This window comes from Cognatiyoonia sp. IB215446, from assembly GCF_033963825.1.
Lineage (GTDB): Bacteria > Pseudomonadota > Alphaproteobacteria > Rhodobacterales > Rhodobacteraceae > Yoonia.
The window spans coordinates 595,875-616,154 of record NZ_JAXBMD010000002.1 but is presented as its reverse complement, the minus strand read 5'-3'; the positions used below and the strand labels follow the sequence as shown (position 1 = coordinate 616,154).

22 protein-coding genes are annotated in these 20,280 nt (G+C 59.1%); 11 read left to right on the top strand and 11 right to left on the bottom strand.

The genetic code is table 11. The features are described 5' to 3' along the window. Nucleotide 1: 1 nt before the first annotated feature. Nucleotides 2–1,135 (bottom strand): carboxylate-amine ligase, encoded by a 1,134-nt coding sequence (locus SLH49_RS10540; protein WP_320269113.1) that lies wholly within the window; start codon nt 1,133–1,135, stop codon nt 2–4. A 196-nt stretch (nt 1,136–1,331) separates the two neighbouring features. Here SLH49_RS10540 and ctaD point away from each other — a divergent pair, with 196 nt between their 5' ends. Both ctaD and SLH49_RS10530 read left to right on the top strand, forming a co-directional pair. Further along, nucleotides 1,332–3,005: a cytochrome c oxidase subunit I gene (gene ctaD, locus SLH49_RS10535; RefSeq protein ID WP_320269112.1), complete on the top strand. Its 1,674-nt coding sequence runs from the start codon at nt 1,332–1,334 to the stop codon at nt 3,003–3,005. A gap of 165 nt (nt 3,006–3,170) precedes the next feature. Then, on the top strand, nt 3,171–3,659 hold the full coding sequence (locus SLH49_RS10530; protein ID WP_320269111.1) for a DUF2244 domain-containing protein: 489 nt from the start codon (nt 3,171–3,173) through the stop codon (nt 3,657–3,659). 23 nt (nt 3,660–3,682) lie between these two features. Here the strand turns inward: SLH49_RS10530 and SLH49_RS10525 are convergent, their stop codons facing one another. Next, nucleotides 3,683–4,144 (bottom strand): GatB/YqeY domain-containing protein, encoded by a 462-nt coding sequence (locus SLH49_RS10525; RefSeq protein ID WP_320269110.1) that lies wholly within the window; start codon nt 4,142–4,144, stop codon nt 3,683–3,685. A 177-nt stretch (nt 4,145–4,321) separates the two neighbouring features. Between SLH49_RS10525 and carA the strand changes: the two genes are divergently transcribed. Next, complete coding sequence (gene carA / locus SLH49_RS10520) at nt 4,322–5,488, top strand: glutamine-hydrolyzing carbamoyl-phosphate synthase small subunit (RefSeq protein ID WP_320269109.1); 1,167 nt, start codon at nt 4,322–4,324, stop codon at nt 5,486–5,488. A gap of 49 nt (nt 5,489–5,537) precedes the next feature. Continuing rightward, nucleotides 5,538–7,451: a glycosyltransferase family 2 protein gene (locus tag SLH49_RS10515; RefSeq protein ID WP_320269108.1), complete on the top strand. Its 1,914-nt coding sequence runs from the start codon at nt 5,538–5,540 to the stop codon at nt 7,449–7,451. Here SLH49_RS10515 and SLH49_RS10510 read toward each other — a convergent pair. Further along, nucleotides 7,405–8,058 (bottom strand): GntR family transcriptional regulator, encoded by a 654-nt coding sequence (locus SLH49_RS10510; protein WP_320269789.1) that lies wholly within the window; start codon nt 8,056–8,058, stop codon nt 7,405–7,407. The genes SLH49_RS10515 and SLH49_RS10510 overlap by 47 nt on opposite strands. Before the next feature lie 91 nt (nt 8,059–8,149). On the opposite strand from SLH49_RS10510, the gene SLH49_RS10505 reads away from it, so the two are divergent. Continuing rightward, nucleotides 8,150–8,797, top strand: a complete 648-nt coding sequence (locus tag SLH49_RS10505; protein WP_320269107.1) for a pyrimidine 5'-nucleotidase — start codon at nt 8,150–8,152, stop codon at nt 8,795–8,797. Nucleotides 8,798–8,836: 39 nt separating this feature from the next. Next, complete coding sequence (locus tag SLH49_RS10500; RefSeq protein ID WP_320269106.1) at nt 8,837–10,027, top strand: UbiH/UbiF family hydroxylase; 1,191 nt, start codon at nt 8,837–8,839, stop codon at nt 10,025–10,027. Here the strand turns inward: SLH49_RS10500 and SLH49_RS10495 are convergent. The 4 genes from SLH49_RS10495 to SLH49_RS10480 form a co-directional block, all read right to left on the bottom strand. Next, nucleotides 10,024–11,151, bottom strand: a complete 1,128-nt coding sequence (locus SLH49_RS10495; protein WP_320269105.1) for an aminotransferase class V-fold PLP-dependent enzyme — start codon at nt 11,149–11,151, stop codon at nt 10,024–10,026. The two genes, SLH49_RS10500 and SLH49_RS10495, sit on opposite strands and share 4 nt — an antisense overlap. Before the next feature lie 81 nt (nt 11,152–11,232). Further along, nucleotides 11,233–11,982 (bottom strand): GGDEF domain-containing protein, encoded by a 750-nt coding sequence (locus tag SLH49_RS10490; protein WP_320269104.1) that lies wholly within the window; start codon nt 11,980–11,982, stop codon nt 11,233–11,235. Between the two features lie 57 nt (nt 11,983–12,039). Next, nucleotides 12,040–12,492, bottom strand: a complete 453-nt coding sequence (locus SLH49_RS10485) for an Lrp/AsnC family transcriptional regulator (RefSeq protein ID WP_320237908.1) — start codon at nt 12,490–12,492, stop codon at nt 12,040–12,042. After that, nucleotides 12,489–12,944, bottom strand: a complete 456-nt coding sequence (locus SLH49_RS10480; RefSeq protein ID WP_320269103.1) for an Lrp/AsnC family transcriptional regulator — start codon at nt 12,942–12,944, stop codon at nt 12,489–12,491. Before SLH49_RS10480 ends, SLH49_RS10485 begins: the two co-directional genes overlap by 4 nt. Nucleotides 12,945–13,071: 127 nt before the next feature. Here SLH49_RS10480 and ilvC point away from each other — a divergent pair, with 127 nt between their 5' ends. Further along, nucleotides 13,072–14,094 carry a ketol-acid reductoisomerase gene (gene ilvC, locus SLH49_RS10475; protein ID WP_320269102.1) on the top strand — a complete coding sequence of 341 codons (1,023 nt, stop codon included), beginning with the start codon at nt 13,072–13,074 and terminating at the stop codon, nt 14,092–14,094. 108 nt (nt 14,095–14,202) lie between these two features. Further along, the gene (locus SLH49_RS10470) at nt 14,203–14,673 is read left to right on the top strand and encodes a GyrI-like domain-containing protein (RefSeq protein WP_320269101.1); all 471 of its coding nucleotides are present in this window, start codon (nt 14,203–14,205) and stop codon (nt 14,671–14,673) included. On the opposite strand, the gene SLH49_RS10465 is transcribed toward SLH49_RS10470, so the two are convergent. Beyond that, nucleotides 14,646–15,335 (bottom strand): winged helix-turn-helix domain-containing protein, encoded by a 690-nt coding sequence (locus tag SLH49_RS10465; protein WP_320269100.1) that lies wholly within the window; start codon nt 15,333–15,335, stop codon nt 14,646–14,648. The genes SLH49_RS10470 and SLH49_RS10465 overlap by 28 nt on opposite strands. A 69-nt stretch (nt 15,336–15,404) precedes the next feature. On the opposite strand from SLH49_RS10465, the gene SLH49_RS10460 reads away from it, so the two are divergent. Genes SLH49_RS10460 through SLH49_RS10450 form a run of 3 tightly spaced genes read left to right on the top strand, consistent with a single transcriptional unit; the run spans nt 15,405 to nt 16,981 of the window. Beyond that, nucleotides 15,405–15,728, top strand: a complete 324-nt coding sequence (locus tag SLH49_RS10460) for an NIPSNAP family protein (protein ID WP_320269099.1) — start codon at nt 15,405–15,407, stop codon at nt 15,726–15,728. After that, nucleotides 15,725–16,069 (top strand): antibiotic biosynthesis monooxygenase, encoded by a 345-nt coding sequence (locus SLH49_RS10455; protein ID WP_320269098.1) that lies wholly within the window; start codon nt 15,725–15,727, stop codon nt 16,067–16,069. The genes SLH49_RS10460 and SLH49_RS10455 overlap by 4 nt, the downstream gene beginning before the upstream one ends. A 12-nt stretch (nt 16,070–16,081) precedes the next feature. Then, on the top strand, nt 16,082–16,981 hold the full coding sequence (locus SLH49_RS10450) for a DMT family transporter (protein ID WP_320269097.1): 900 nt from the start codon (nt 16,082–16,084) through the stop codon (nt 16,979–16,981). On the opposite strand, the gene glmM is transcribed toward SLH49_RS10450, so the two are convergent. From glmM to SLH49_RS10435, 3 genes are read right to left on the bottom strand one after another with little or no spacing between them, the layout of a single operon-like run. Then, a complete protein-coding gene (glmM, locus tag SLH49_RS10445; protein WP_320269096.1) occupies nt 16,978–18,321 on the bottom strand; it encodes a phosphoglucosamine mutase in 1,344 nt (447 codons plus the stop codon). The two genes, SLH49_RS10450 and glmM, sit on opposite strands and share 4 nt — an antisense overlap. Then, entirely contained in the window at nt 18,318–19,328 is a 1,011-nt protein-coding gene (gene folP / locus SLH49_RS10440; RefSeq protein ID WP_320269095.1) for a dihydropteroate synthase, read from the bottom strand. Before folP ends, glmM begins: the two co-directional genes overlap by 4 nt. Further along, nucleotides 19,325–20,245, bottom strand: coding sequence for a dihydroneopterin aldolase (locus tag SLH49_RS10435; protein WP_320269094.1), 921 nt, complete (start codon nt 20,243–20,245; stop codon nt 19,325–19,327). The genes folP and SLH49_RS10435 overlap by 4 nt, the downstream gene beginning before the upstream one ends. Nucleotides 20,246–20,280: the final 35 nt, after the last annotated feature.

Here is a 20,280-nt window from a genome sequence, read left to right as displayed (position 1 = left end):
CCTACAGATCCTTATGAAAGTCGGCGACCAGCGATGCAACCACAGCCGCCATTGCCTCTTGTTTGGTGGCGCCGCTGGCCAAGGCGGCATCGCGCACCTGGCGTTGATGATCGGCGCTGGTGCCGTCTGTAACGATCTGGCGGGCGGCCTCAACGGCATCGACACAATCAAGCGCTGCCGCATCCTCGGCGATCAGCGCCAAAATCTCGTCAACGGCCTGTGTGAACGGGATCATCGCCTGGCGTCCAAAATCGATCTGACCCTCGGCAATCCCGTAGCGTTGTGCACGCCAACGATTTTCGCCCACCATAAAGTTTTCGACGATGGGCCACGGCTCGCTGGCGCGGGTCCGGCGCCACAACAGCCGTGTGAGGCATTGGGTCAGCGCGGCTAGGGTCAGCGTCACCTCCATCCGGGGGGCAACATCGCAAATGCGCGATTCAATCGTCGGAAACTTGGACGATGGCCGCAAATCCCACCAAATCTTTGATGCATCTTCGATCAGACCCAGCGAAACCAGCGTCTGAACGGTCGACGAAAACTCGTCCCAGTTCTCCATGCGCGGCGGCAGCCCGGTGCGCGGCAGATTGTCAAAAACCGTCAGGCGATAGCTTTTCATGCCGGTGTCATCGCCCTGCCAGAACGGCGACGACGTCGAAAGCGCATGCAGGTGCGGCAGAAAGTATTTCAACTGGTTGACCAGCTGGATGCGCATCTCTGGATCGGGAATACCCACATGGACATGCATGCCGCAGATCAGCATACGGCGCGCAACGCCTGCCAGTTCCTGTTGCAGTGTATTGTAGCGGTCTTTGTTCGTGTGCGTTTGATCTTTCCAGTCGCTGAATGGATGGCACGAGGCCGCAATCGGCGCGAGTCCGAATTCGGCCGCATGTCGCGCGACCGACCTGCGCAAATTGCCGAGATCAGCCCGCGCTTCAGCGATGGTCTTGCAGATACCTGTGCCGATTTCGATCTGGCATTGCAGAAATTCCGGGCTGACTTTTCCGGCGAGTTCGGCAGTGCAAGCAGTTATCAGCGCATCTGGCGCTTGCGCGAGACGCCCCGTCTCTTGATCGACTAGCAGATACTCTTCCTCGATCCCGATCGTGAATTCAGGCTCAGCCCCTGCCATCAAATGCTCCGCATGCTGCCCCAACGGCAAGCAAATCAGGTCTAAATGCAGCAGGCAAGCCCTGCGCCAATATTACTCAACGCAAGGTGCGTATCCATTATTGCCCCTTTAAGCACAACACTTTAGAACCGCCACCAAGACGAGTTTGTCCCTGAATCGGGACAGGCCCGATGTAGCCAATACGAGGAGAGCCATAATGGCAGACGCAGCCATCCACGGCGACACACATGAAGACGAGCGCGGGTTCTTCACGCGCTGGTTTATGTCGACAAATCATAAGGATATCGGGATCCTATACCTGTTCACCGCAGGTGTTTTAGGCTTCATATCCGTCGCCTTTACGGTCTACATGCGGCTCGAACTGATGAACCCCGGCGTCCAGTACATGTGCCTTGAGGGCGCACGTCTGTTCGCGGATTCTTCATCACCCTGCACACCAAACGGGCACCTTTGGAACGTGCTGATCACCTATCACGGCATCCTGATGATGTTCTTTGTGGTGATCCCCGCGCTGTTCGGTGGTTTTGGCAACTATTTCATGCCATTGCAGATCGGCGCGCCTGATATGGCGTTTCCGCGTTTGAATAACCTGTCCTACTGGATGTTTGTTGCAGGTGCGTCGCTTGGTGTAGCATCAATGCTGGCGCCAGGGGGCAACGGACAGGCCGGATCTGGCGTCGGCTGGGTGATGTACGCGCCGCTTTCGACAAGTGAGGCGGGCATGTCGATGGATTTGGCGATCTTCGCCGTTCACTTGTCTGGTGCTTCATCGATCCTCGGCGCGATCAACATGATTACGACCTTCCTCAACATGCGCGCACCAGGCATGACATTGCATAAGGTGCCTCTGTTCGCATGGTCGATCTTTGTGACTGCATGGCTGATCCTCTTGGCGCTGCCAGTTCTAGCCGGCGCTATCACCATGCTCCTGATGGACCGGAACTTTGGCTTTGGCTTCTTCCAGCCGGAACAGGGCGGCGACCCGGTGCTTTACCAGCACATCCTTTGGTTCTTCGGCCATCCAGAAGTGTACATCATTATCATTCCCGGCTTTGGCATCATCAGCCACGTGATCGCAACATTCAGCCGTAAACCGATCTTTGGCTACCTGCCCATGGTATACGCGATGGTGGCGATTGGTGTTCTGGGCTTCGTTGTCTGGGCGCACCACATGTACACCGTGGGCATGTCCTTGACGCAGCAGAGCTACTTTATGTTGGCGACCATGGTCATCGCGGTGCCGACAGGCGTGAAGATCTTCAGCTGGATCGCGACGATGTGGGGCGGTTCGGTTGAGTTCAAGACACCGATGCTGTGGGCCTTCGGCTTCCTGTTCCTTTTCACTGTCGGTGGCGTGACAGGCATCGTGCTCAGCCAGGCAGGCGTCGACCGGGTGTATCACGACACATACTATGTGGTCGCGCATTTCCATTATGTGATGTCTCTGGGTGCCGTCTTTGCGATCTTTGCTGGGATCTATTTCTACCTGCCCAAGATGGCGGGGAGGATGTATCCTGAATGGGCGGGCAAGCTGCACTTCTGGACGATGTTCATCGGTGCAAACCTGACGTTCTTCCCACAGCATTTCCTGGGCCGTCAGGGCATGCCGCGTCGCTACATCGACTACCCAGAGGCCTATGCGTTCTGGAATTACGTCTCAAGCTGGGGTGCATTCCTGTCCTTTGCGTCGTTCCTCTTTTTCATCGGAGTGATGGTCTGGACCCTGACCCGCGGCAAGGTTGTCACCGAGAACAACCCTTGGAACGAATATGCGGACACGCTGGAATGGACCCTGCCCTCTCCACCGCCTGAGCATACGTTTGAGACGCTGCCAAAGCGGGAAGACTGGGACAAACAGCACGCGCATTAGACGCAAGGCACATGAGGGCCCCGCTAAACGCGGGGCCTTCGTTCTTGTGTCACAACGCTTTCGCAGGGTTTTCGCGGACGGTACAGCAAACAACCCGGCAGCAGCGTCGTCTCGCGACAGTGTTGCGCATATGACTGCCTCAAGCCGCGCGCTATAACCATCCCCATGCCCTACGAATGGACGCCAGAGCCGCCACATCACAAACCGCATTGGGAGCTGAGCCTTTGGCCCTATCGGTCGCTTCTACGCCGCGATTTTGTGATCTTCATCGGTGCCACCGCACTGCTTGTGGCGCTCCCGCTGGTCACGGTGGTCGGCACTCCGGTGTTGTGGGGGCTGTTGCCATTTTTCCTGTTGATGATCGGCGGACTCTGGGCAGCTTTGCATGTCAGCTACCGCCGTGGCGAAGTGTTAGAGGAGTTGGTGGTTGACGAGAACACCGCCCATCTGACCCGCCACAACCCGAAAGGTCCGGCCCAGGAATGGCAGGCGAACCGCTATTGGGTGACTGTCCACCTGCACCCAAAGGGCGGCCCGGTGGACAACTACATCACGCTCCGCGGTGGCGACCGCGAGGTTGAGATAGGCGCGTTTCTGGATGCGGCAGAACGGTTGGCGCTTTATGACGATCTCAAGCGAGCGCTGCGCAGCTAACGACGGCGGGCCGCGAAGAACTTCTACCCAAGCCGGTCCTTGACCATGGGCCCCGCTTTACCGAAATCCATCTGTCCGGTGTATTTACCCTTGAGCACGGCCATCACCTTGCCCATGTCGCGGATGCTCTCGGCACTGACATCCGCTATCGCCGCATCGATGGCAGCTGTGGTTTCGTCTTCGCTGAGTTGCTTAGGCAGGAATTCTTCGATCACCTTGATCTCGGCCCGTTCCTTTTCCGCAAGCTCAAGCCTACCGCCCTCTTCGTAAGCGCGCGCACTTTCCTGGCGCTGCTTGACCATACGGCCCATGATCGCCAGCACATCCGCGTCGCCAACGCCGCTGTCCTCGTCGACCGCGCCGCGCAGCGCAATATCCTTGTCCTTGATCGCGGCATTGATCAATCGCAGGGTTGACAGGCGATCAGCCTCTTTTGATCGCATCGCATCCTTCAGGGCCGCATTGACCCGGTCGCGCATGTTCATGTGGTGATTTTCCGTCTTTGTCCCGTCAAACGAGGGGAGATCATATGCGCAAGGCCCTTTTTTGACAAGCGTCAGTGGCGCAACGTCAAGATCGACGTACGTTTCCGTACCATCCCTTGACCACCCGGCTTGCCCCAAATACACACCAAACAATTTGGCACATCGGAGGATCATGAAATGGCAGAGACACCTACGGCTTGTCTGGCGCTTGCAGATGGCACGATCTTCTATGGGATGGGCTTTGGCGCCACTGGTGAGACTGTCGCAGAGCTTTGTTTCAACACCGCAATGACCGGCTATCAGGAAATCATGACCGACCCTTCCTATGCCGGGCAGGTTGTCACCTTCACTTTTCCGCATATCGGCAATACCGGGGTGAATCCCGATGATGACGAGACTGCCGATCCGGTCGCGGACGGCATGGTTGTGAAATGGGACCCGACCACCCCGTCGAATTGGCGCGCCACCGAGGAGCTGACGGCCTGGCTCGCCAAACGTGATCGGATCGGCATGGGCGGCGTCGATACGCGGCGGCTGACCCGCGCGATCCGCCAGCAAGGTGCGCCGCATGTCGCACTCGCCCACAATCCCGACGGTGTCTTCGATATCGAAGCGCTGGTGAAGAAGGCGCGCGCTTTTGCGGGGCTCGAAGGGCTCGATCTGGCCAAGGATGTCACCTGCGCGCAGTCTTATCATTGGGATGAGATGCGGTGGGCCTGGCCAGATGGCTTTCCACGGCAGACCGACCCAAAGCATAAGGTTGTCGCCGTCGATTTTGGGGCCAAACGCAATATCTTGCGCTGTCTGGCCAGCGCTGGTTGCGATGTGACTGTATTGCCTGCCACGGCGACCGCCGAAGATGTGCTGGCCCTGCAGCCCGATGGTGTTTTCCTTTCCAACGGCCCCGGCGATCCGGCGGCCACCGGGCGTTATGCAGTGCCGATGATCAAAGGGGTTCTGGCCACAGAGATCCCGGTTTTCGGCATCTGCCTCGGCCACCAGATGCTGGCCCTCGCCCTGGGTGCCGAGACCATCAAGATGAACCACGGCCACCACGGCGCGAACCATCCGGTCAAGGATATGGAAACCGGCAAGGTCGAGATTACGTCGATGAATCACGGTTTCACGGTGGACAGCCAGACACTGCCCGCTGGCGTGATCGAAACCCATGTCTCGCTTTTCGACGGCAGCAATTGCGGGATCCGCGTGGCCGACAAGCCGGTCTTCAGCGTGCAATATCACCCGGAGGCTAGCCCCGGCCCACAGGACAGCTATTACCTTTTTGAACGTTTCGCCGAGGCAATGGCCCAAAACAAGCGCATGCCAGTTTCGGATGATGCTTAACGACTGATTAACCAAGTTCCCCCATGTTCGTCCCGGTTCGGGGAAGGACATGCTGCATTTTGACCAAACCAAAGGGCGAGCCGATGCGCGCCGTGTGCCACATGGCTGCAACCGTTGCCTGTCAGACGAAGTTGCCGCGCGCGGGCTGATCAGCATCGCCGACGCGCAAGCCGCCCAGCGTATGGCTGTTCAGCAAGGGGTTCATGTTGCGGATGTGTTGGGCCGCGATTATCGCATATCTGATTACACAATCGCCGCCATTCTCGCCGATGCGGCGCAAAGCCAGCTGATCAACCCGCTTGAGCAACCGCCGGACGAAAACCTGATCGCCGCATATGGCCCCGCGAATTGCCTCAAGGACGGCCTTTTGCCCTGGCGCCGCATGGGTGGGGCCTGCATCGTCCTCACCGCACGGCCCGACCATTTCACCCGTCACCGTACCCGCCTCAGCGATTGCTTTGGTCATGTTCGGATGGCCGTCACAACCGAAGAGCAGCTCCACCGCGCGGTCCAAAAGCATTGCGACCGTGATCTCGTCAAACGCGCCGAGAGCAAAGTTGCCGATCACGAAAGCTGCCGTCATTGGGATGCCGGATTTGCCCTTTGGATCGCGCTTTGTGTGGCGCTCGTCGGGATTGCGAGCCTCATCCTTGCCCCGACAACAGTATTCGCCATCTTCACGGCCTGGGCCATCCTGACACTGTGCCTGAACGCCATGCTCAAGGGGGCGGCGGCCTATCTGGGTTGGCGTGAGGCACCGCAAGAAGCCGCGCTTGTGACACCAGCGCGACTTCCAGTGATCACCGTTCTGGTCCCGCTTTACAACGAAACGGCCATTGCCGAGCATCTTTTGACGCGGCTCAAGGCGCTCGATTATCCGCGCGCCCTCCTTGATATCTGTCTTGTGCTGGAGGCGGATGACCAGACCACTCGTGACACGCTGGGCCGGACGACACTGCCAACCTGGATGCGCGCCATTGTCGTTCCGAAAGGCACGATCAAGACCAAGCCCCGCGCGTTGAATTACGCACTGGATTTTGCCCGTGGCAGCATCATCGGGATCTGGGACGCAGAAGACGGCCCCGCCCCCGATCAGCTGCATGTGGTCGCCCACAGCTTTGCCAATGCCGCACCTGATGTGGCCTGTCTGCAAGGCACGCTTGATTACTACAATGCGGGGTCAAACTGGCTCACCCGCTGCTTTACCATCGAATATGCCAGCTGGTTCCGGGTGATCCTGCCGGGCCTCGCCAAGCTGGGTCTGGTTGTGCCGCTTGGAGGGACGACACTGTTTTTCCGGCGCGAAATCCTCGAAGAACTGGGTGGCTGGGACGCTCACAATGTCACAGAAGATGCTGATCTGGGCGTGCGTCTGGCCCGGCATGGCTACCGCACGGCGCTGATTGACACCGTGACCGAGGAAGAGGCGAATGGCCGCGCGTGGCCTTGGGTCAAACAACGCTCTCGCTGGCTGAAGGGCTACGCGATCACCTATGGCGTCCACATACGTAGCCCAAGCAAGCTGTGGCGTGACCTGGGTGCGTGGCGTTTCTTTGGCTTTCAGGTGTTGTTTCTTGGCACACTCTCTCAATTCGTGCTCGCCCCGATCTTGTGGAGCTTTTGGCTGATCCCGCTGGGCCTTGACCACCCGCTGCGCCCGGTCCTGGCACCTTGGGCTTTTTGGACGCTTGCCGGTCTGTTCCTGATGTCCGAAGTGATTGGTTTTGTCGCTGCCACAATAGGGTTGCGCAAGGCGCGCAAACCATGGCTGATCAAATGGGCGCTAACCTTGCAGGCCTATTTTCCGCTTGGGGCTCTCGCCGCCTATAAGGGCCTTTGGGAATTGGCGCGCAAACCGTTTTATTGGGACAAGACGGCGCATGGCGTTCTGTTACCGAAGGGCTGGAAGGCAGGCGCTATTCAGCCGCCTCCACCGCCGCTGCATCCAGTTTCAGGCGAGTGACAAACGCCTCTGAGATATGATCGCGCAGCGCCTTGTAAGCCGCGTCCCCATCACCTTTTTCAATCGCAGCCACGATTGTGGCATGTTCCTCTAGCGTTTCCTTCGTGCGCCCTTCTGCAGCAATCGACGTGGTCGCCAACAGCGCCATTGACCGATGCACCAAGTCAAGCTGCTGCACCAGAAACCGGTTATGCGAGGCGAGATGGATCTGTTTGTGAAACCGCCGGTTCGCCCGGCTAAGCGCGTTGGGATCACCGATCAGCTTGTGATCTTCCTCCAGCATGTCGCGCAGGACCTTGACCTCTTCCGGCGTTGCATGGCGTGCAGCCAGGCGCGCGGCCAACCCCTCAAGTTCTCCTCTGACCACGTAAAGCTCGGACAATTGCGAATGATCCAGCGAGGCGACGATCAACGACCGACCGTCCCGCGTGAGCAGAGACTGTGTCTCAAGCCGCTGCAGCGCTTCGCGGATTGGGGTGCGCGAGACGCCAAAACGTTCAGCCAATTCGCTTTCGACCAGACGATCACCGGGTTTATACGTATGATTGTCGATCGCTTCGAGAATTAGAGCGTAAGCATCCTTTTGCGATGCGCGCGGGTCTTGCATATCTGTGAAACCTCCGATGATCATGAGATCATACTCCCGCCATCACCCCAAAGCAATTGCACGCACCCCGGCACGGTCTTAGATTGCAACCATGGTCGCGCAGCAGTTTTCACATGTGGATACGTGGGTCTTTGACCTCGACAACACGCTTTATCCCCCCTCGGCTGATCTTTTTGGGCTCATGGATGCCCGGTTTTCCGCATATGTGACGCGTTTGACGGGTGTCGAAAAAGAACGCGCGCTGAAACTCTGCGCAGAGTATTGGCACGATTACGGATCAACGCTTGCCGGTCTGATCGAACATCATGACGTGGACCCGTATGATTTTCTGGCGGATGTGCATGACATCGACATCTCGCATCTTGAACCGTGCGAGGCGCTGATTGCCGCCGTACGCGCTCTGCCTGGTCGTAAGGTCGTTTACACCAACGGCTCGCACAATCATGCCAAACGTGTCTTGGCTGCGCGGGGGCTTAGCCGTCAGTTTGATGCCGTCTATGGCGTGGAGCATGCCGATTTCACGCCGAAGCCCCACCACGATGCTTTTGCGAGAATTTTCGCCAAGGACGGGATCGCAGCACCATCAAGCGCGATGTTTGAGGATGAAGAGCGGAACCTGAAAGTGCCCCATGCGATGGGCATGAAGACCGTGCATGTTCATCCTGACCGGCATGAGGCCGATCACATTCAACACCACACTGATGATCTCGCGGATTTCTTGTCGCAGCTGTCGCGCTGACCCTTTCCGCCTTGCCGCGATCGGCATATGTCACCTGTCATGACGCGTGAAGAGACGGACATCCTGATTGCGGGCGGCGGTGTTGCCGGGCTGACGGCGGCTGCGGCTTTTGGCACAGCCGGGTTTCGCGTTACCCTCGTTGACCCCACTCCGCCGGTTACGCGGGCCGAGGATGATGGCGCGGACCTGCGCACAACCGCTTTCCTGCAGCCCGCGCAACAATTCCTTGAGGCCGCAGGACTTTGGACAGCACTTGCGCCACATGCTGCACCGCTGCAAATCATGCGGATTGTCGATGCGGCGGTCGAGCCGCATGTGACGCGGGATTTCAATGCCAGCGACATCTCAGACAAGCCGTTCGGATGGAACCTGCCCAACTGGCTGTTGCGGCGCGAGATGGTGGCGCGACTTGAGGACCTGCCCAATGTCGATTTTCGCCCCGGCGTGGGGTTTGCCCGGATGGTTGCCCGCACGCAAAATGCAATCGTGACGTTGAGCGACGACCGACAAATCGCCGCCCGTCTGGTGATCGGAGCGGATGGTCGGCATTCGGCAGTGCGACAGGCGCATGGCATTGGTGTGCAAACCCTGCGCTACGGCCAGAAGGCCGTGACGTTTGCGGTCACACACGCCGCACCTCACAACAATATCTCAACCGAAATCCATCGGGCGGGCGGACCGTTCACGTTTGTTCCGCTGCCCGATCATGAAGGCAAACCCTGTTCTGCCGTCGTCTGGATGGATCACGGGGCAGAGGTGCAACGGCTCGCGAACCTCACGCAGGACGCCTTCGAAAACGCAGCGAATGAAAGGTCTGCCTGGACCTATGGCCCACTGAACCTTGTCAGCAAACGCATGGTCTGGCCCATCATCAGTCAGGTGGCCGACCACCTGACGGCACCGCGCACGGCCCTTGTGGCCGAGGCTGCCCACGTTATGCCCCCCATCGGGGCGCAGGGGCTGAACATGTCGCTGCGTGATCTGGCCTGCCTTCTAGAACTGGCGCAGGCTCAACCCGGGGACTTGGGCAGTCCGGCCATGCTTGCGAATTATGCGCGTAAGCGTCATCCTGACATCAAGTTACGGGTCGCAGGCATTGACGCGCTCAACCGTGCGTCAATTGCGGGCAACCCGATGGTGCAAAACATGCGCGCGCGCGGGATTGAGGCCCTTTACGGCATCACCCCCATCCGCCGTAGCCTGATGAAGCTTGGTCTTGGTGCAAGCTAAAGAACGCGGTCCAGAACGGGTAGCAACCGGGACAAGGTCGCGTCCACATCGTAGAGCTTATCAAGGCCGAAAAGACCCAGTCTGAAAGTCCTGAAATCCGCTGGCTCGTCACATTGCAGCGGCACGCCTGCAGCGATCTGCATGCCAGCGGCAGCAAATTTTGCGCCACTCTGAATCTCCGGGTCATCGGTGTAGCTGACAACGACACCCGGCGCGCCAAAACCTTCTGCCGCGACCGACCGCACGCCCTTGTCCGCCAACGCCTGCCGCACCGCATTGCCAAGCGCCCATTGCGCCTCTTTCACCCGTTCGAAACCAAAAGCGCGGGTTTCCAGCATCGTATCGCGAAAGGCGCGCAAGCCGTCCGTTGGCATCGTCGCATGATAGGCATGGCCCCCGTTTTCATAGGCCTGCATGATACTGTGCCATTTCTTCAGGTCCATCGCAAAGGAGTTCGATTGGGTGGCATCCATCCGTTTCGCCGCGCGATCCGACATCATCACAAGTCCAGCACAGGGCGTCGACGACCACCCCTTCTGCGGGGCCGAAATCAGCACATCGACACCGGTTTCCTTCATATCGACCCACGCGCAGCCAGAAGCGATGCAATCAAGAACCAGCAACGCACCAACCTCATGGGCCACCTTCGCGAGCGCTTTGATGTAATCATCCGGCAGAATAATCCCCGCGCTCGTCTCAACATGCGGGGCAAAGACGACATCGGGCTTTGCGGTGCGGATCGCATCGGTGACATCCGTAATTGGGGCTGGTGCAAATGGCGCCTGATGGTTGTTGCCCGTAATGCGCGCCTTCATCACGGTCGTGTCGGCGGCGATGCCGCTGGCCTCAAAAATCTGGCTCCACCGATAAGAGAACCAGCCGTTGCGCACGATAAGCGCGTTGGCATCGGCGCCGAATTGCCGCGCCACAGCCTCCATCGCGAAGGTCCCACCGCCCGGAACTAACGCGACCTGATCCGCGCTGTAGACCTCTTTCAGCACGGCCGAGATATCCGTCATCACGCCTTGAAACGCCTTGCTCATGTGGTTGAGCGAGCGATCGGTGAAAACCACCGAGAACTCCATCAAACCATCAGGGTCAATTTGCGGATTTGCGCCGTCCATCGTGATCTCCCATTTGTCATCGCATTCGCTAATGCCGGGAAGAGAGAAAGGCAAAGTCTATTTCGGTATACTGACAACCGATCAGGCAGCGCTGACCGACGCGGTTTCATCAATGGCCGAGGCAAAGACGGTTTGATTGCGCCCCGCGCTCTTGGCCCGATAGAGGGCTTCATCCGCTTGCTGGATCGCGCGGGTGATGTCCGCCACCTGCTCTTTCAACGATCCACCGATTGAGACGGTCACCGAAAGGGCTTTATCGTCGAAATTCACGACCTCATCGGCGATAGCCTTCCGCATACGTTCAGCAATGTGAAAGGCCGCCTGCGGCCCCTCTTCATGCAGAAAGACGATAAACTCCTCTCCACCAAAACGGCAAACAATGTCCTTTTCCCGGGTATTCTGACGCAAGATCATCGCCACGCGACTGATGACCGCGTCCCCCGCGAGATGGCCATGGGTGTCATTGACCGACTTGAAGTGATCAATGTCGATCATCAGTGAAATGCCATAAGCCTTTGGTTCGGCGCGCATGCGCGCGAAAAAGAAATCACGGGTCGCAACGTCCGTCAGCCGGTCGCGATCAACAAGGCGCTGCAATTCTGTATTCAGATGCACGTTCTTGCGCACTTGCGCCCAGACAAACATACAGAACGGGAAGGCCGTGATGATGGTGACCAAGGGCCCAACACGCAATGCGGCCCTCAGGTCCTGCCCCGTATACAGAAGATAAACGAGGGCCTCCGACACGGCGACAGCCGCCATTGTCGTCAGGACGGCGGCAATTGTGACGCCCCACCATGTCTCTAACCCAAATCGCATCATCTCACTCATCGGTCGGTAGCTCTTGAGCATTGCGCAAGAAGATGAGGAATCCGTAAACTCTGGCCTCTAAATCGGTCCCGGCCTGCGTTCTTCACTCAAAAGCACATTTGCCTCCACGTCCCCGACACCCGGCAAAGTCATAATTCGGCGTCGCAGGACCCGTTCAAAATCAGCCAGATCGCGGGCAATGACGCGCAGCCGATAATCGTAGAGGCCGAGCACGTGATCAACGCTTTGCACTTCGGGGATCGCGCCAATGGCCCGCTCGAAATCCTCGAGGCTGACCCTGCCCTTCGCTGCGAGCTTCACGCCCAGAAAGACTGTCACGCCAAAGCCAACACGCGCCGCGTCAAGCACCAGTCGCCTACCGGCCAGCACGCCCGCGTCCTGCAGTCGTTTGATCCGCCGCCACGTAGCTGGTTGGCTTAGCCCCAGCTTACCAGCGAGCCGCGTCGTCGGTTGTGCTGCGTCCTTCTGCAATGCCGACAGGATCGTCCAATCCAGATCGTCGAGCGTCATAGCGGAATACTCCGATCCGACTTCACATTGGCGACATCCATCAATGCCTCAATATCCGCGATATGGGGCAGCGTCAGAATGCGGTCCCGATAAAGACGCTGATAATCGGCCAGATCCTTCGCGATGAGTGATAGGCGTACATCGACCCGACCCAGAAACGTCTGTATTTCGAGAACCTCCGGCACGGCTCGCGCAGCGGCAAGAAAATCGTCAAAGGCCCGTGTGACCGTCTTATCAAGCGTGATCCGGAGCGACACATGCACCGCGTAACCCAGCGCCCGCCAATCAATGATCGCCTCTTGCCCGAGGATAACACCATCGGTGCTCAACCGCTCCACCCTGCGGGTCACGCGAACGGGCGTGCTGTTTACCCTTTCGGCCAGTTCCGGCATCGAAAGTGTGGGGTCGGTCTGAAGCTGGCGCAAAATCGCGCGATCCGTATGATCAAGCATAAAAATCCGAATAATGCTATGCTTCGCGCATAGCAATTATCATCTCGCCAGAAATACTCAAAAACCCAACCTCGCCGACAATGCGTCGCCGAGGTAACAAGCCCCAAATCAACCGAAAGGACAAACCATGCGCGTTTACTATGATCGCGATTGCGATGTGAACCTGATCAAGGACAAGAAAGTCGCCATCCTCGGCTATGGCAGCCAAGGGCATGCCCATGCGCTGAACCTGCGCGATAGCGGCGCCAAGAACCTCGTCGTCGCCTTGCGTGAGGGCTCGCCCTCTGCGGCGAAGGCCGAGGGAGAAGGCCTGCAGGTCATGGGAATCGCCGAGGCGGCGGCCTGGTGTGATCTGATCATGTTCACCATGCCCGATGAGTTGCAGGCCGACACCTACAAGAAATACGTGCACGATAACCTCAAAGAAGGCTCTGCCATCGCCTTCGCCCACGGCCTGAACGTGCATTTCGGCCTGATCGAACCCAAGCCCGGCGTTGACGTGATCATGATGGCGCCCAAGGGCCCCGGCCACACCGTGCGCGGCGAATACACTAAGGGCGGCGGCGTGCCCTGCCTTGTGGCCGTCCACAACGACGCATCTGGCAAGGCGATGGAAATCGGGCTGTCCTACTGCTCCGCCATCGGCGGTGGTCGCTCCGGCATCATCGAAACCAACTTCCGTCAGGAATGCGAAACCGACCTCTTCGGCGAACAGGCGGTGCTTTGCGGTGGTCTGGTCGAACTGATCCGCATGGGGTTCGAGACCTTGGTCGAGGCCGGATACGAGCCCGAAATGGCCTATTTTGAATGCCTGCACGAGGTGAAGCTGATCGTCGACCTGATCTACGAAGGCGGCATCGCGAACATGAACTACTCGATCTCGAACACCGCCGAATACGGCGAATACGTCAGTGGGCCGCGCATCCTGCCCTATGACGAAACCAAGAAGCGGATGAAGGACGTGCTGACCGACATCCAGACCGGCAAATTCGTGCGCGACTTCATGCAGGAAAACGCCGTGGGTCAGCCCTTCTTCAAGGCCACGCGCCGGATCAATGACGAGCACCAAATCGAACAAGTCGGTGAAAAGCTGCGCGCCATGATGCCGTGGATTTCCGACGGCAAGATGGTGGATAAGGCGAAGAACTGAGCCACACCGCAAGATGGGTTGTCGCCCATCCTGCCAACAAAAGGCTCGGCGTCATGCCGGGCCTTTTCTGTTAGGGTTGCCATGACTCATCAAAAGAGGATGACCACCATGACCTTCACCCGCACAACGCTGCCCGCTCAACACTACCTCTATGTGGACCGCGAATGCGCTTACGGGCCTGAGATCGCCAAAGCAATGGAATCAGGTTTTGGTGCCGTTTTTGGACATGTCGGTGCCCATGGGATTGCCCCGCAATCCATGCCTATGTCGATCTATCTGAGCATGGACCCGAATATCCTGCGGTTTCGCGCGGCCGTCATGGTCAGCGCCGAGGATGCGGCGAAAACGAACGGCGAAATCAAGGCGGACGTGCTGCCTTCCGGGGAGGCGATGATGACCACGCATGTGGGCAGCTATGAAAAGATGAGCGAAACACATCAGTCGTTGTGGCAACACATGGAGGCAGAGGGCATGCGCGCCGCCATGCCGGTTTGGGAAATCTATGTCGATGATCCCGGCAACACACCTGCGGACGCAGTGCGCACCGAAATCTACCGAATGATCGACGGAAACGCCTGATCAAACTGGCTTTGCCCGGAAGCGCTGAAATGGATCGCCCGGCTTGTCGTATCCCGTCGCAGCCAACCGGTGTCTTCCATCCGCGCAAGCATCGCGCGTCCCAGTGACCCGGCCAAATGGGTGCGCCGTTCGCTCCAATCAAGGCAGGATCGGCAAAGCGGTGCGCGCGCGTCCTCAAGTCGTCCAAGATCCACACCGAAGCCTGTCACGAAATCCTCGCCCGCGCCCGTCAGGCCAAGCGCCTCGCCCTCTTCCCAGATCAGATCACGATCCAGCATGCTGGTAAACATCTGCACACCCATGCGCCCGGCGAGGTGATTGTAGCACACACGGGCCTGACGCATTGCAGCATCCTTCGGACCAGTGCGCGTGCGTAACGTGCCCTGCCCCGCCGCGAGCCCCATCAGCGCTTCAAGCGTTGCGGCCACGTCCGCATGGGCCAGCGCGAAATACTTGTGCCGCCCCTGTTTGCGCGCTTGCACCAGTTGCCCGTCCAGCAGTTTCGACAAATGCCCACTGGCAGTCTGCAGGGTGACGCCCGCCTCACCGGCCAGTTCCGTCGCCGTCAGGGCTTTACCGCTCATCAACGCGGTCAGCATATGCGCGCGGGCAGGATCGCCGATCAGCGCAGCGATACGGGCAATGTCAGGACCTTCGCGCATAGTTCGACCTTAGCCGAAGCATTGACGTTTACCAAGGTGCTAGACGCTCCTCAGAAGAAGGAGACACCCATGCTGACCTGTATCATCCGCTACCAAATCGACCCGACCAAAAGGGAGGCGTTCGAAACCTATGCTCGCAACTGGGGCCAGGCCATTCCCCGCAACGGGGCCGACCTGATCGGTTATTTCGCCCCGCATGAAGGTTCAACGACCCTCGCCTATGGCATCTACAACATCCCGTCACTTGCCGCCTATGAGAGCTATCGCGCGAAACTGGCAGCCGATCCGCTGGGGCAAGAGAATTACGCATTCGCGCAACGCGAGAAATTCATCCTGCGCGAGGATCGAACCTTTCTCCGTCTTGCCTCCGCACCACATGGCAGAGCGACATGATCGCCGTGATCTTTGAGGCGACGCCGACCGAGGGCCAGATGGACACATATCTGGAGCATGCTAGACGCCTGCGCCCCTTGCTGGACGCGCATCCTGGCTTTCTTTCGGTCGAACGGTTTCGCAGCCTGACGGACCAGAACAAATTGCTGTCGCTGTCGTTCTTCACCGACGAAGCGGCGATTGCCCGCTGGCGTAAGGCCCACGAACACCGCAATACACAATCCGCTGGACGATCGGGCATCTTCGCCGATTATCGCCTTCGGATTGCTGATGTTTCACGCGACTACGGCTTGCATGATCGCGCCCAAGCGCCCAAAGACAGCAGGCTGCATCACGGTTAAGCAACGGATAACATGCCCGCTCCACCAACGCTGACAAACTGGCTTTCCATCGCGCTGCTTGGCCTGATCTGGGGCGCGACCTTCATGGTTGTCGCAATCGCGTTGAAGGGGTACGGGCCTTTCACCGTTGCCTGCGCGCGAACGACTTTGGGGGCGGTTGCCTTGCTGGCATTAATGCGGCTTTTGCGCCGCCCCCTGCCCGTCTTCACCGCCCAGATGTCCCGTTACCTGATCGCCATTGGCCTATTGAACACCGCCGTGCCCTTTGCCTTGCTCAGTTGGGGCCAGCAATTTGTGCCATCGGCCTTTGCGGGCATCTCGATGGCGGCACTCCCGCTGTTCATTCTGCCATTGGCGCATATCTTTACGGATGAGAAGTTGAGCCTAAGCAACAGCTTAGGCGTCATTCTTGGATTCATCGGCGCCATCGTCCTGATCGGTCCGGGCGTATTGCGCATTGGCACAGGGATGGAACCACTGGGGCAGCTTGCTTGCATCGGCGCGGCCATTTCCTATGCGATCTCCAGCATCATGACCCGCCGCTGCCCGCCGATTGACCCGATCACGATGGCCGCTTTGTTGCTGACGGTTGGTTCGCTGGCCCTGATCCCTGCCATGCTGCTGATTGAAGGGGTGCCGACGCTTGAAGCGCCTCGCCCCACCATCGCGATCATCGCGCTTGGCCTAATCCCGACTGCTCTCGCGGCGTGGATCAGGGTCGCCACGATCCGCACGGCGGGGTCCGTCTTCATGACGCTGGTGAACTATCAGGTCCCGCTCTGGTCGATGCTCTTTGGCGCGTGGATCCTGAACGAAGTATTGCCGTTTCGGTTTTTCGCAGCACTCGCCCTGATCCTGGTGGGTCTTGCGATCAGCCAATGGGCAACGCTCAGGCGGCTTCTGATCCGTTAGACCGCCGCTTCAACCTCGGCCACAATCCCGTCAACAACCTGAGTCAACAGGCCGTCATCCTCGCATTCGGCCATCACGCGGATCAGCGGTTCGGTCCCGGACTTCCGGATCAGCAAACGGCCCTTGCCCTGCAGCATCGCCTCGGCATCGGCGATGATCTTACGCACGGGATCAGTGCTGAGCGGGTCCTGACCCGCCGCGAAACGCACATTCTTCAGAAGTTGCGGAACGGTTTCAAACGTCTTGGTCAGTGCGCTCGCCTTCTGCCCAGTCTCAATCATAGCGGCGAGGAATTGCAGGCCGGCAAGCAGCCCGTCACCGGTCGTGGCAAAATCGGTCATGACGATATGGCCCGATTGCTCACCGCCGAGGTTCCAACCACCCGCGCGCATCGCCTCAACCACATAGCGGTCACCAACGGCGGTGCGTTCCAGGTGCAGACCGCGCCCATCAAGAAAGCGTTCGAGCCCAAGGTTCGACATGACCGTCGCAACCAGGGTGCCGCCCTTCAGGCGATCCTGATCGGCCCAGCGCCCAGCCATCAGCGCCATGATCTGATCGCCATCGGCGACCTGACCTTTTTCATCGAGGATCATCACGCGGTCCGCATCACCATCCAGACAAATACCCACATCAGCGCCATGAGAAATGATCGTCTCAGCAGCGGCGGTCAGGCTCGTTGAGCCACAGCCTTCGTTGATATTGGTGCCATTCGGAGCGACACCAACCGGGATGACGGTGGCACCCAATTCCCACAAGACCTCGGGCGCGACACGGTAGGCCGCACCGTTGGCACAATCGATCACGACCTTCAGCCCATCAAGACGCATGCCCGCGGGGAAGGTGGATTTCACCCGCTCCGCATAGCGGAAGCGACCGTCGTCAATCCGTCTGGCACGCCCAATATTCTGCGACTGCGCCGGGGCGATGTCACCCGCGATCAGCGTCTCAATCTCAGCTTCTGCCGCGTCCGAGAGTTTAAAGCCATCAGGGCCAAAAAACTTGATCCCATTATCATGATGCGGGTTGTGGCTGGCGGAGATCATGATGCCGAGATCTGCGCGCATCGAAGTGGTCAGAAGCCCGACTGCGGGCGTCGGAACTGGCCCGAGAAGCAAGACGTTCATGCCAGTGCTGGTCAGCCCCGCCGTCAGCGCGCTTTCGAACATATAGCCCGACAGCCGCGTATCCTTGCCAATAACAACGCGATGACCGTTTGAGCCATCATTGCGAAAATACCGCCCCGCCGCCGCACCGATCTTCAGCGCCATGTCGGCGGTCATCGGATAAGTATTGGCGGTGCCACGCACACCGTCGGTGCCGAAGAGTTTTCGAGTCATCTTTTCGCTGCCCCGTTGATTGCCCATTCCAAGTCTAACGCCTGTTTTGTGGCAAAGATATCGTGCACACGCAGGAATTGCACCCCCTGACGGGCCGCATGGAGCGCCACGGCAATTGAGCCGTTGACGCGATCCGTGGCGGCCTCACCCCCGCCGATCACACCGATGAAGCGCTTTCGCGAGGCACCCAGCAGGATTGGGCACCCCAAGGAATGAAAGAGCGCGATGCCTCTGAGCAGCGCGAGGTTATGCTCCACCGTTTTGCCAAAGCCGATGCCGGGATCGACGATAATCTGGTCGCGGGGAATGCCTGCGGCCTCTGCCGCAGCAACACGTGCAGCCAGGAAATCATACACATCCAACAGCACATCATGGTAGCGCGGATCATCCTGCATCGTCTGGGGGTCACCTTGCGCATGCATGAGGCAAACGGGCAGACCCGCATCAGCCGTCACCCGCGCCAGATCGGGATCAAAAGTGAAGGCCGCAACGTCATTGATCAGCCCTGCCCCCGCTTCAATCGCCGCCTGCGCGACCGACGCCTTGCGGGTGTCGATGGAGATCGGCACGTCGCTTTGCGCCCGGATCGCACTGATCACGGGGGCGGTGCGGGCGATTTCCTCGTCGACGGGCACTTCAGATGCGCCGGGCCGCGTGCTTTCGCCGCCCACATCGATGATATTGGCGCCATCCGCCCGCATCTTTTGGGCCTGTGCGATGGCGGCGTCGCGGTCATTGAACCGCCCGCCATCGGAAAAACTGTCAGGTGTGACGTTCAAAATGCCCATCAGGCGGGGCCGGTCCAAGCTGAGGCCAGCGATATCGGCCCGCCTTGCGGTGAGACGATCAAGGACGTCGGGCGGCGCAGAGACGGCTGGAATGACATCCTCAACTGCGTCGCGGCGATGAACACGTATCTCCCTAAACCAGAACGGACCACCTGCAAGCGGCAGGGCGACTTCGGGTTTCGGACCCGCGCCGACGATGGGGCAGTAGTAGACGTTCATGCAATCTGTGCGGTAGCCAGATCGTGGATACGGACGGGCACGTCCGTTACAGGTGCGGCGGCGTCAATCAGCAACAGTTCCTTGGCCTCGATCTCTGCCGCGAACCAAGCGACCAACGCGACCGCATCGCGCGGACTGGCCGAAGGGCCATCGACCGCATCGAGCACAATCTTCGACGGCGCCCATATACAGATCTGGCCATTCTTCATGGCCCAATCGAGTTCGGTTCGAGTGCCGACAACAATGCAGCGCCGATCGCGGGCGGCCAGTGTCCAGGCGTTTTGCTCTATCGCCAAAAGATCGATCCGCCGTTGCGCGAGGGCATGACCCGCCTGCGGCGCGGCCACATCTGAGGGACCGACACAGATGATCAACGGCGCATCCATCGCCGCCAATTGATCGATCCAGCCAGACAAAGCCGGTGCATCAATAGCTGCGTTTGAGAGATACGTGACACGAGGATGCGGCACCTCGACATGGTCCTGTCCTGCCAGATCCATGCCATCCCGTGACCGGACAATCTCAACCCCCAAGGCGAACGGTCCGCGATCCAGCTTTTCGATCCGCACAAAGACGCGCTCGGGTTGCGGTTCCAGCAGAATCCGCTCGGCGACACGTGCCGCGAGGGTCTCCAACAGGTTCAGACGCTCCGCCTCAAGCTCGATCCCAATCGCCTCCGTCACCTTGTCATAAGACAGGATGCGGTCCACATCGTCGTCAATCGGGCCGGTCATCGGCAGGACCTCGACCACCACGTTGAAACGCACACGCTGAAGCTTGCCCCGTTCCTGCTGGAACGCGCCAATCTCCACTTCGACCACGTAGTCGCGCAGTGAGATCCGGTCACAAGGCGTGGTACTGCTCGCCTCGGCCCGTTCGCTGGGATGCGCAAAAGCGAGGCGAATATCGTCAGTCATGCCGCTCTCCGATCAAAGAGATATCCTGTGACGCA

What these genes read in the sequence shown, in the direction of transcription:
- SLH49_RS10515 (WP_320269108.1), top strand. Translation starts at nt 5,538, where the DNA reads ATGCTGCATTTTGACCAAACCAAAGGGCGAGCCGATGCGCGCCGTGTG.
- SLH49_RS10530 (WP_320269111.1), top strand. Translation starts at nt 3,171, where the DNA reads ATGCCCTACGAATGGACGCCAGAGCCGCCACATCACAAACCGCATTGG.
- SLH49_RS10470 (WP_320269101.1), top strand. Translation starts at nt 14,203, where the DNA reads ATGACCTTCACCCGCACAACGCTGCCCGCTCAACACTACCTCTATGTG.
- SLH49_RS10460 (WP_320269099.1), top strand. Translation starts at nt 15,405, where the DNA reads ATGCTGACCTGTATCATCCGCTACCAAATCGACCCGACCAAAAGGGAG.
- SLH49_RS10490 (WP_320269104.1), bottom strand. Translation starts at nt 11,982, where the DNA reads ATGAGTGAGATGATGCGATTTGGGTTAGAGACATGGTGGGGCGTCACA.
- SLH49_RS10495 (WP_320269105.1), bottom strand. Translation starts at nt 11,151, where the DNA reads ATGGACGGCGCAAATCCGCAAATTGACCCTGATGGTTTGATGGAGTTC.
- ctaD (WP_320269112.1), top strand. Translation starts at nt 1,332, where the DNA reads ATGGCAGACGCAGCCATCCACGGCGACACACATGAAGACGAGCGCGGG.
- SLH49_RS10450 (WP_320269097.1), top strand. Translation starts at nt 16,082, where the DNA reads ATGCCCGCTCCACCAACGCTGACAAACTGGCTTTCCATCGCGCTGCTT.
- SLH49_RS10480 (WP_320269103.1), bottom strand. Translation starts at nt 12,944, where the DNA reads ATGCTTGATCATACGGATCGCGCGATTTTGCGCCAGCTTCAGACCGAC.
- folP (WP_320269095.1), bottom strand. Translation starts at nt 19,328, where the DNA reads ATGAACGTCTACTACTGCCCCATCGTCGGCGCGGGTCCGAAACCCGAA.
- SLH49_RS10500 (WP_320269106.1), top strand. Translation starts at nt 8,837, where the DNA reads ATGACGCGTGAAGAGACGGACATCCTGATTGCGGGCGGCGGTGTTGCC.
- SLH49_RS10485 (WP_320237908.1), bottom strand. Translation starts at nt 12,492, where the DNA reads ATGACGCTCGACGATCTGGATTGGACGATCCTGTCGGCATTGCAGAAG.
- glmM (WP_320269096.1), bottom strand. Translation starts at nt 18,321, where the DNA reads ATGACTCGAAAACTCTTCGGCACCGACGGTGTGCGTGGCACCGCCAAT.
- SLH49_RS10540 (WP_320269113.1), bottom strand. Translation starts at nt 1,135, where the DNA reads ATGGCAGGGGCTGAGCCTGAATTCACGATCGGGATCGAGGAAGAGTAT.
- SLH49_RS10505 (WP_320269107.1), top strand. Translation starts at nt 8,150, where the DNA reads ATGGTCGCGCAGCAGTTTTCACATGTGGATACGTGGGTCTTTGACCTC.
- SLH49_RS10510 (WP_320269789.1), bottom strand. Translation starts at nt 8,058, where the DNA reads ATGCAAGACCCGCGCGCATCGCAAAAGGATGCTTACGCTCTAATTCTC.
- SLH49_RS10465 (WP_320269100.1), bottom strand. Translation starts at nt 15,335, where the DNA reads ATGCGCGAAGGTCCTGACATTGCCCGTATCGCTGCGCTGATCGGCGAT.
- SLH49_RS10435 (WP_320269094.1), bottom strand. Translation starts at nt 20,245, where the DNA reads ATGACTGACGATATTCGCCTCGCTTTTGCGCATCCCAGCGAACGGGCC.
- carA (WP_320269109.1), top strand. Translation starts at nt 4,322, where the DNA reads ATGGCAGAGACACCTACGGCTTGTCTGGCGCTTGCAGATGGCACGATC.
- ilvC (WP_320269102.1), top strand. Translation starts at nt 13,072, where the DNA reads ATGCGCGTTTACTATGATCGCGATTGCGATGTGAACCTGATCAAGGAC.
- SLH49_RS10455 (WP_320269098.1), top strand. Translation starts at nt 15,725, where the DNA reads ATGATCGCCGTGATCTTTGAGGCGACGCCGACCGAGGGCCAGATGGAC.
- SLH49_RS10525 (WP_320269110.1), bottom strand. Translation starts at nt 4,144, where the DNA reads ATGAACATGCGCGACCGGGTCAATGCGGCCCTGAAGGATGCGATGCGA.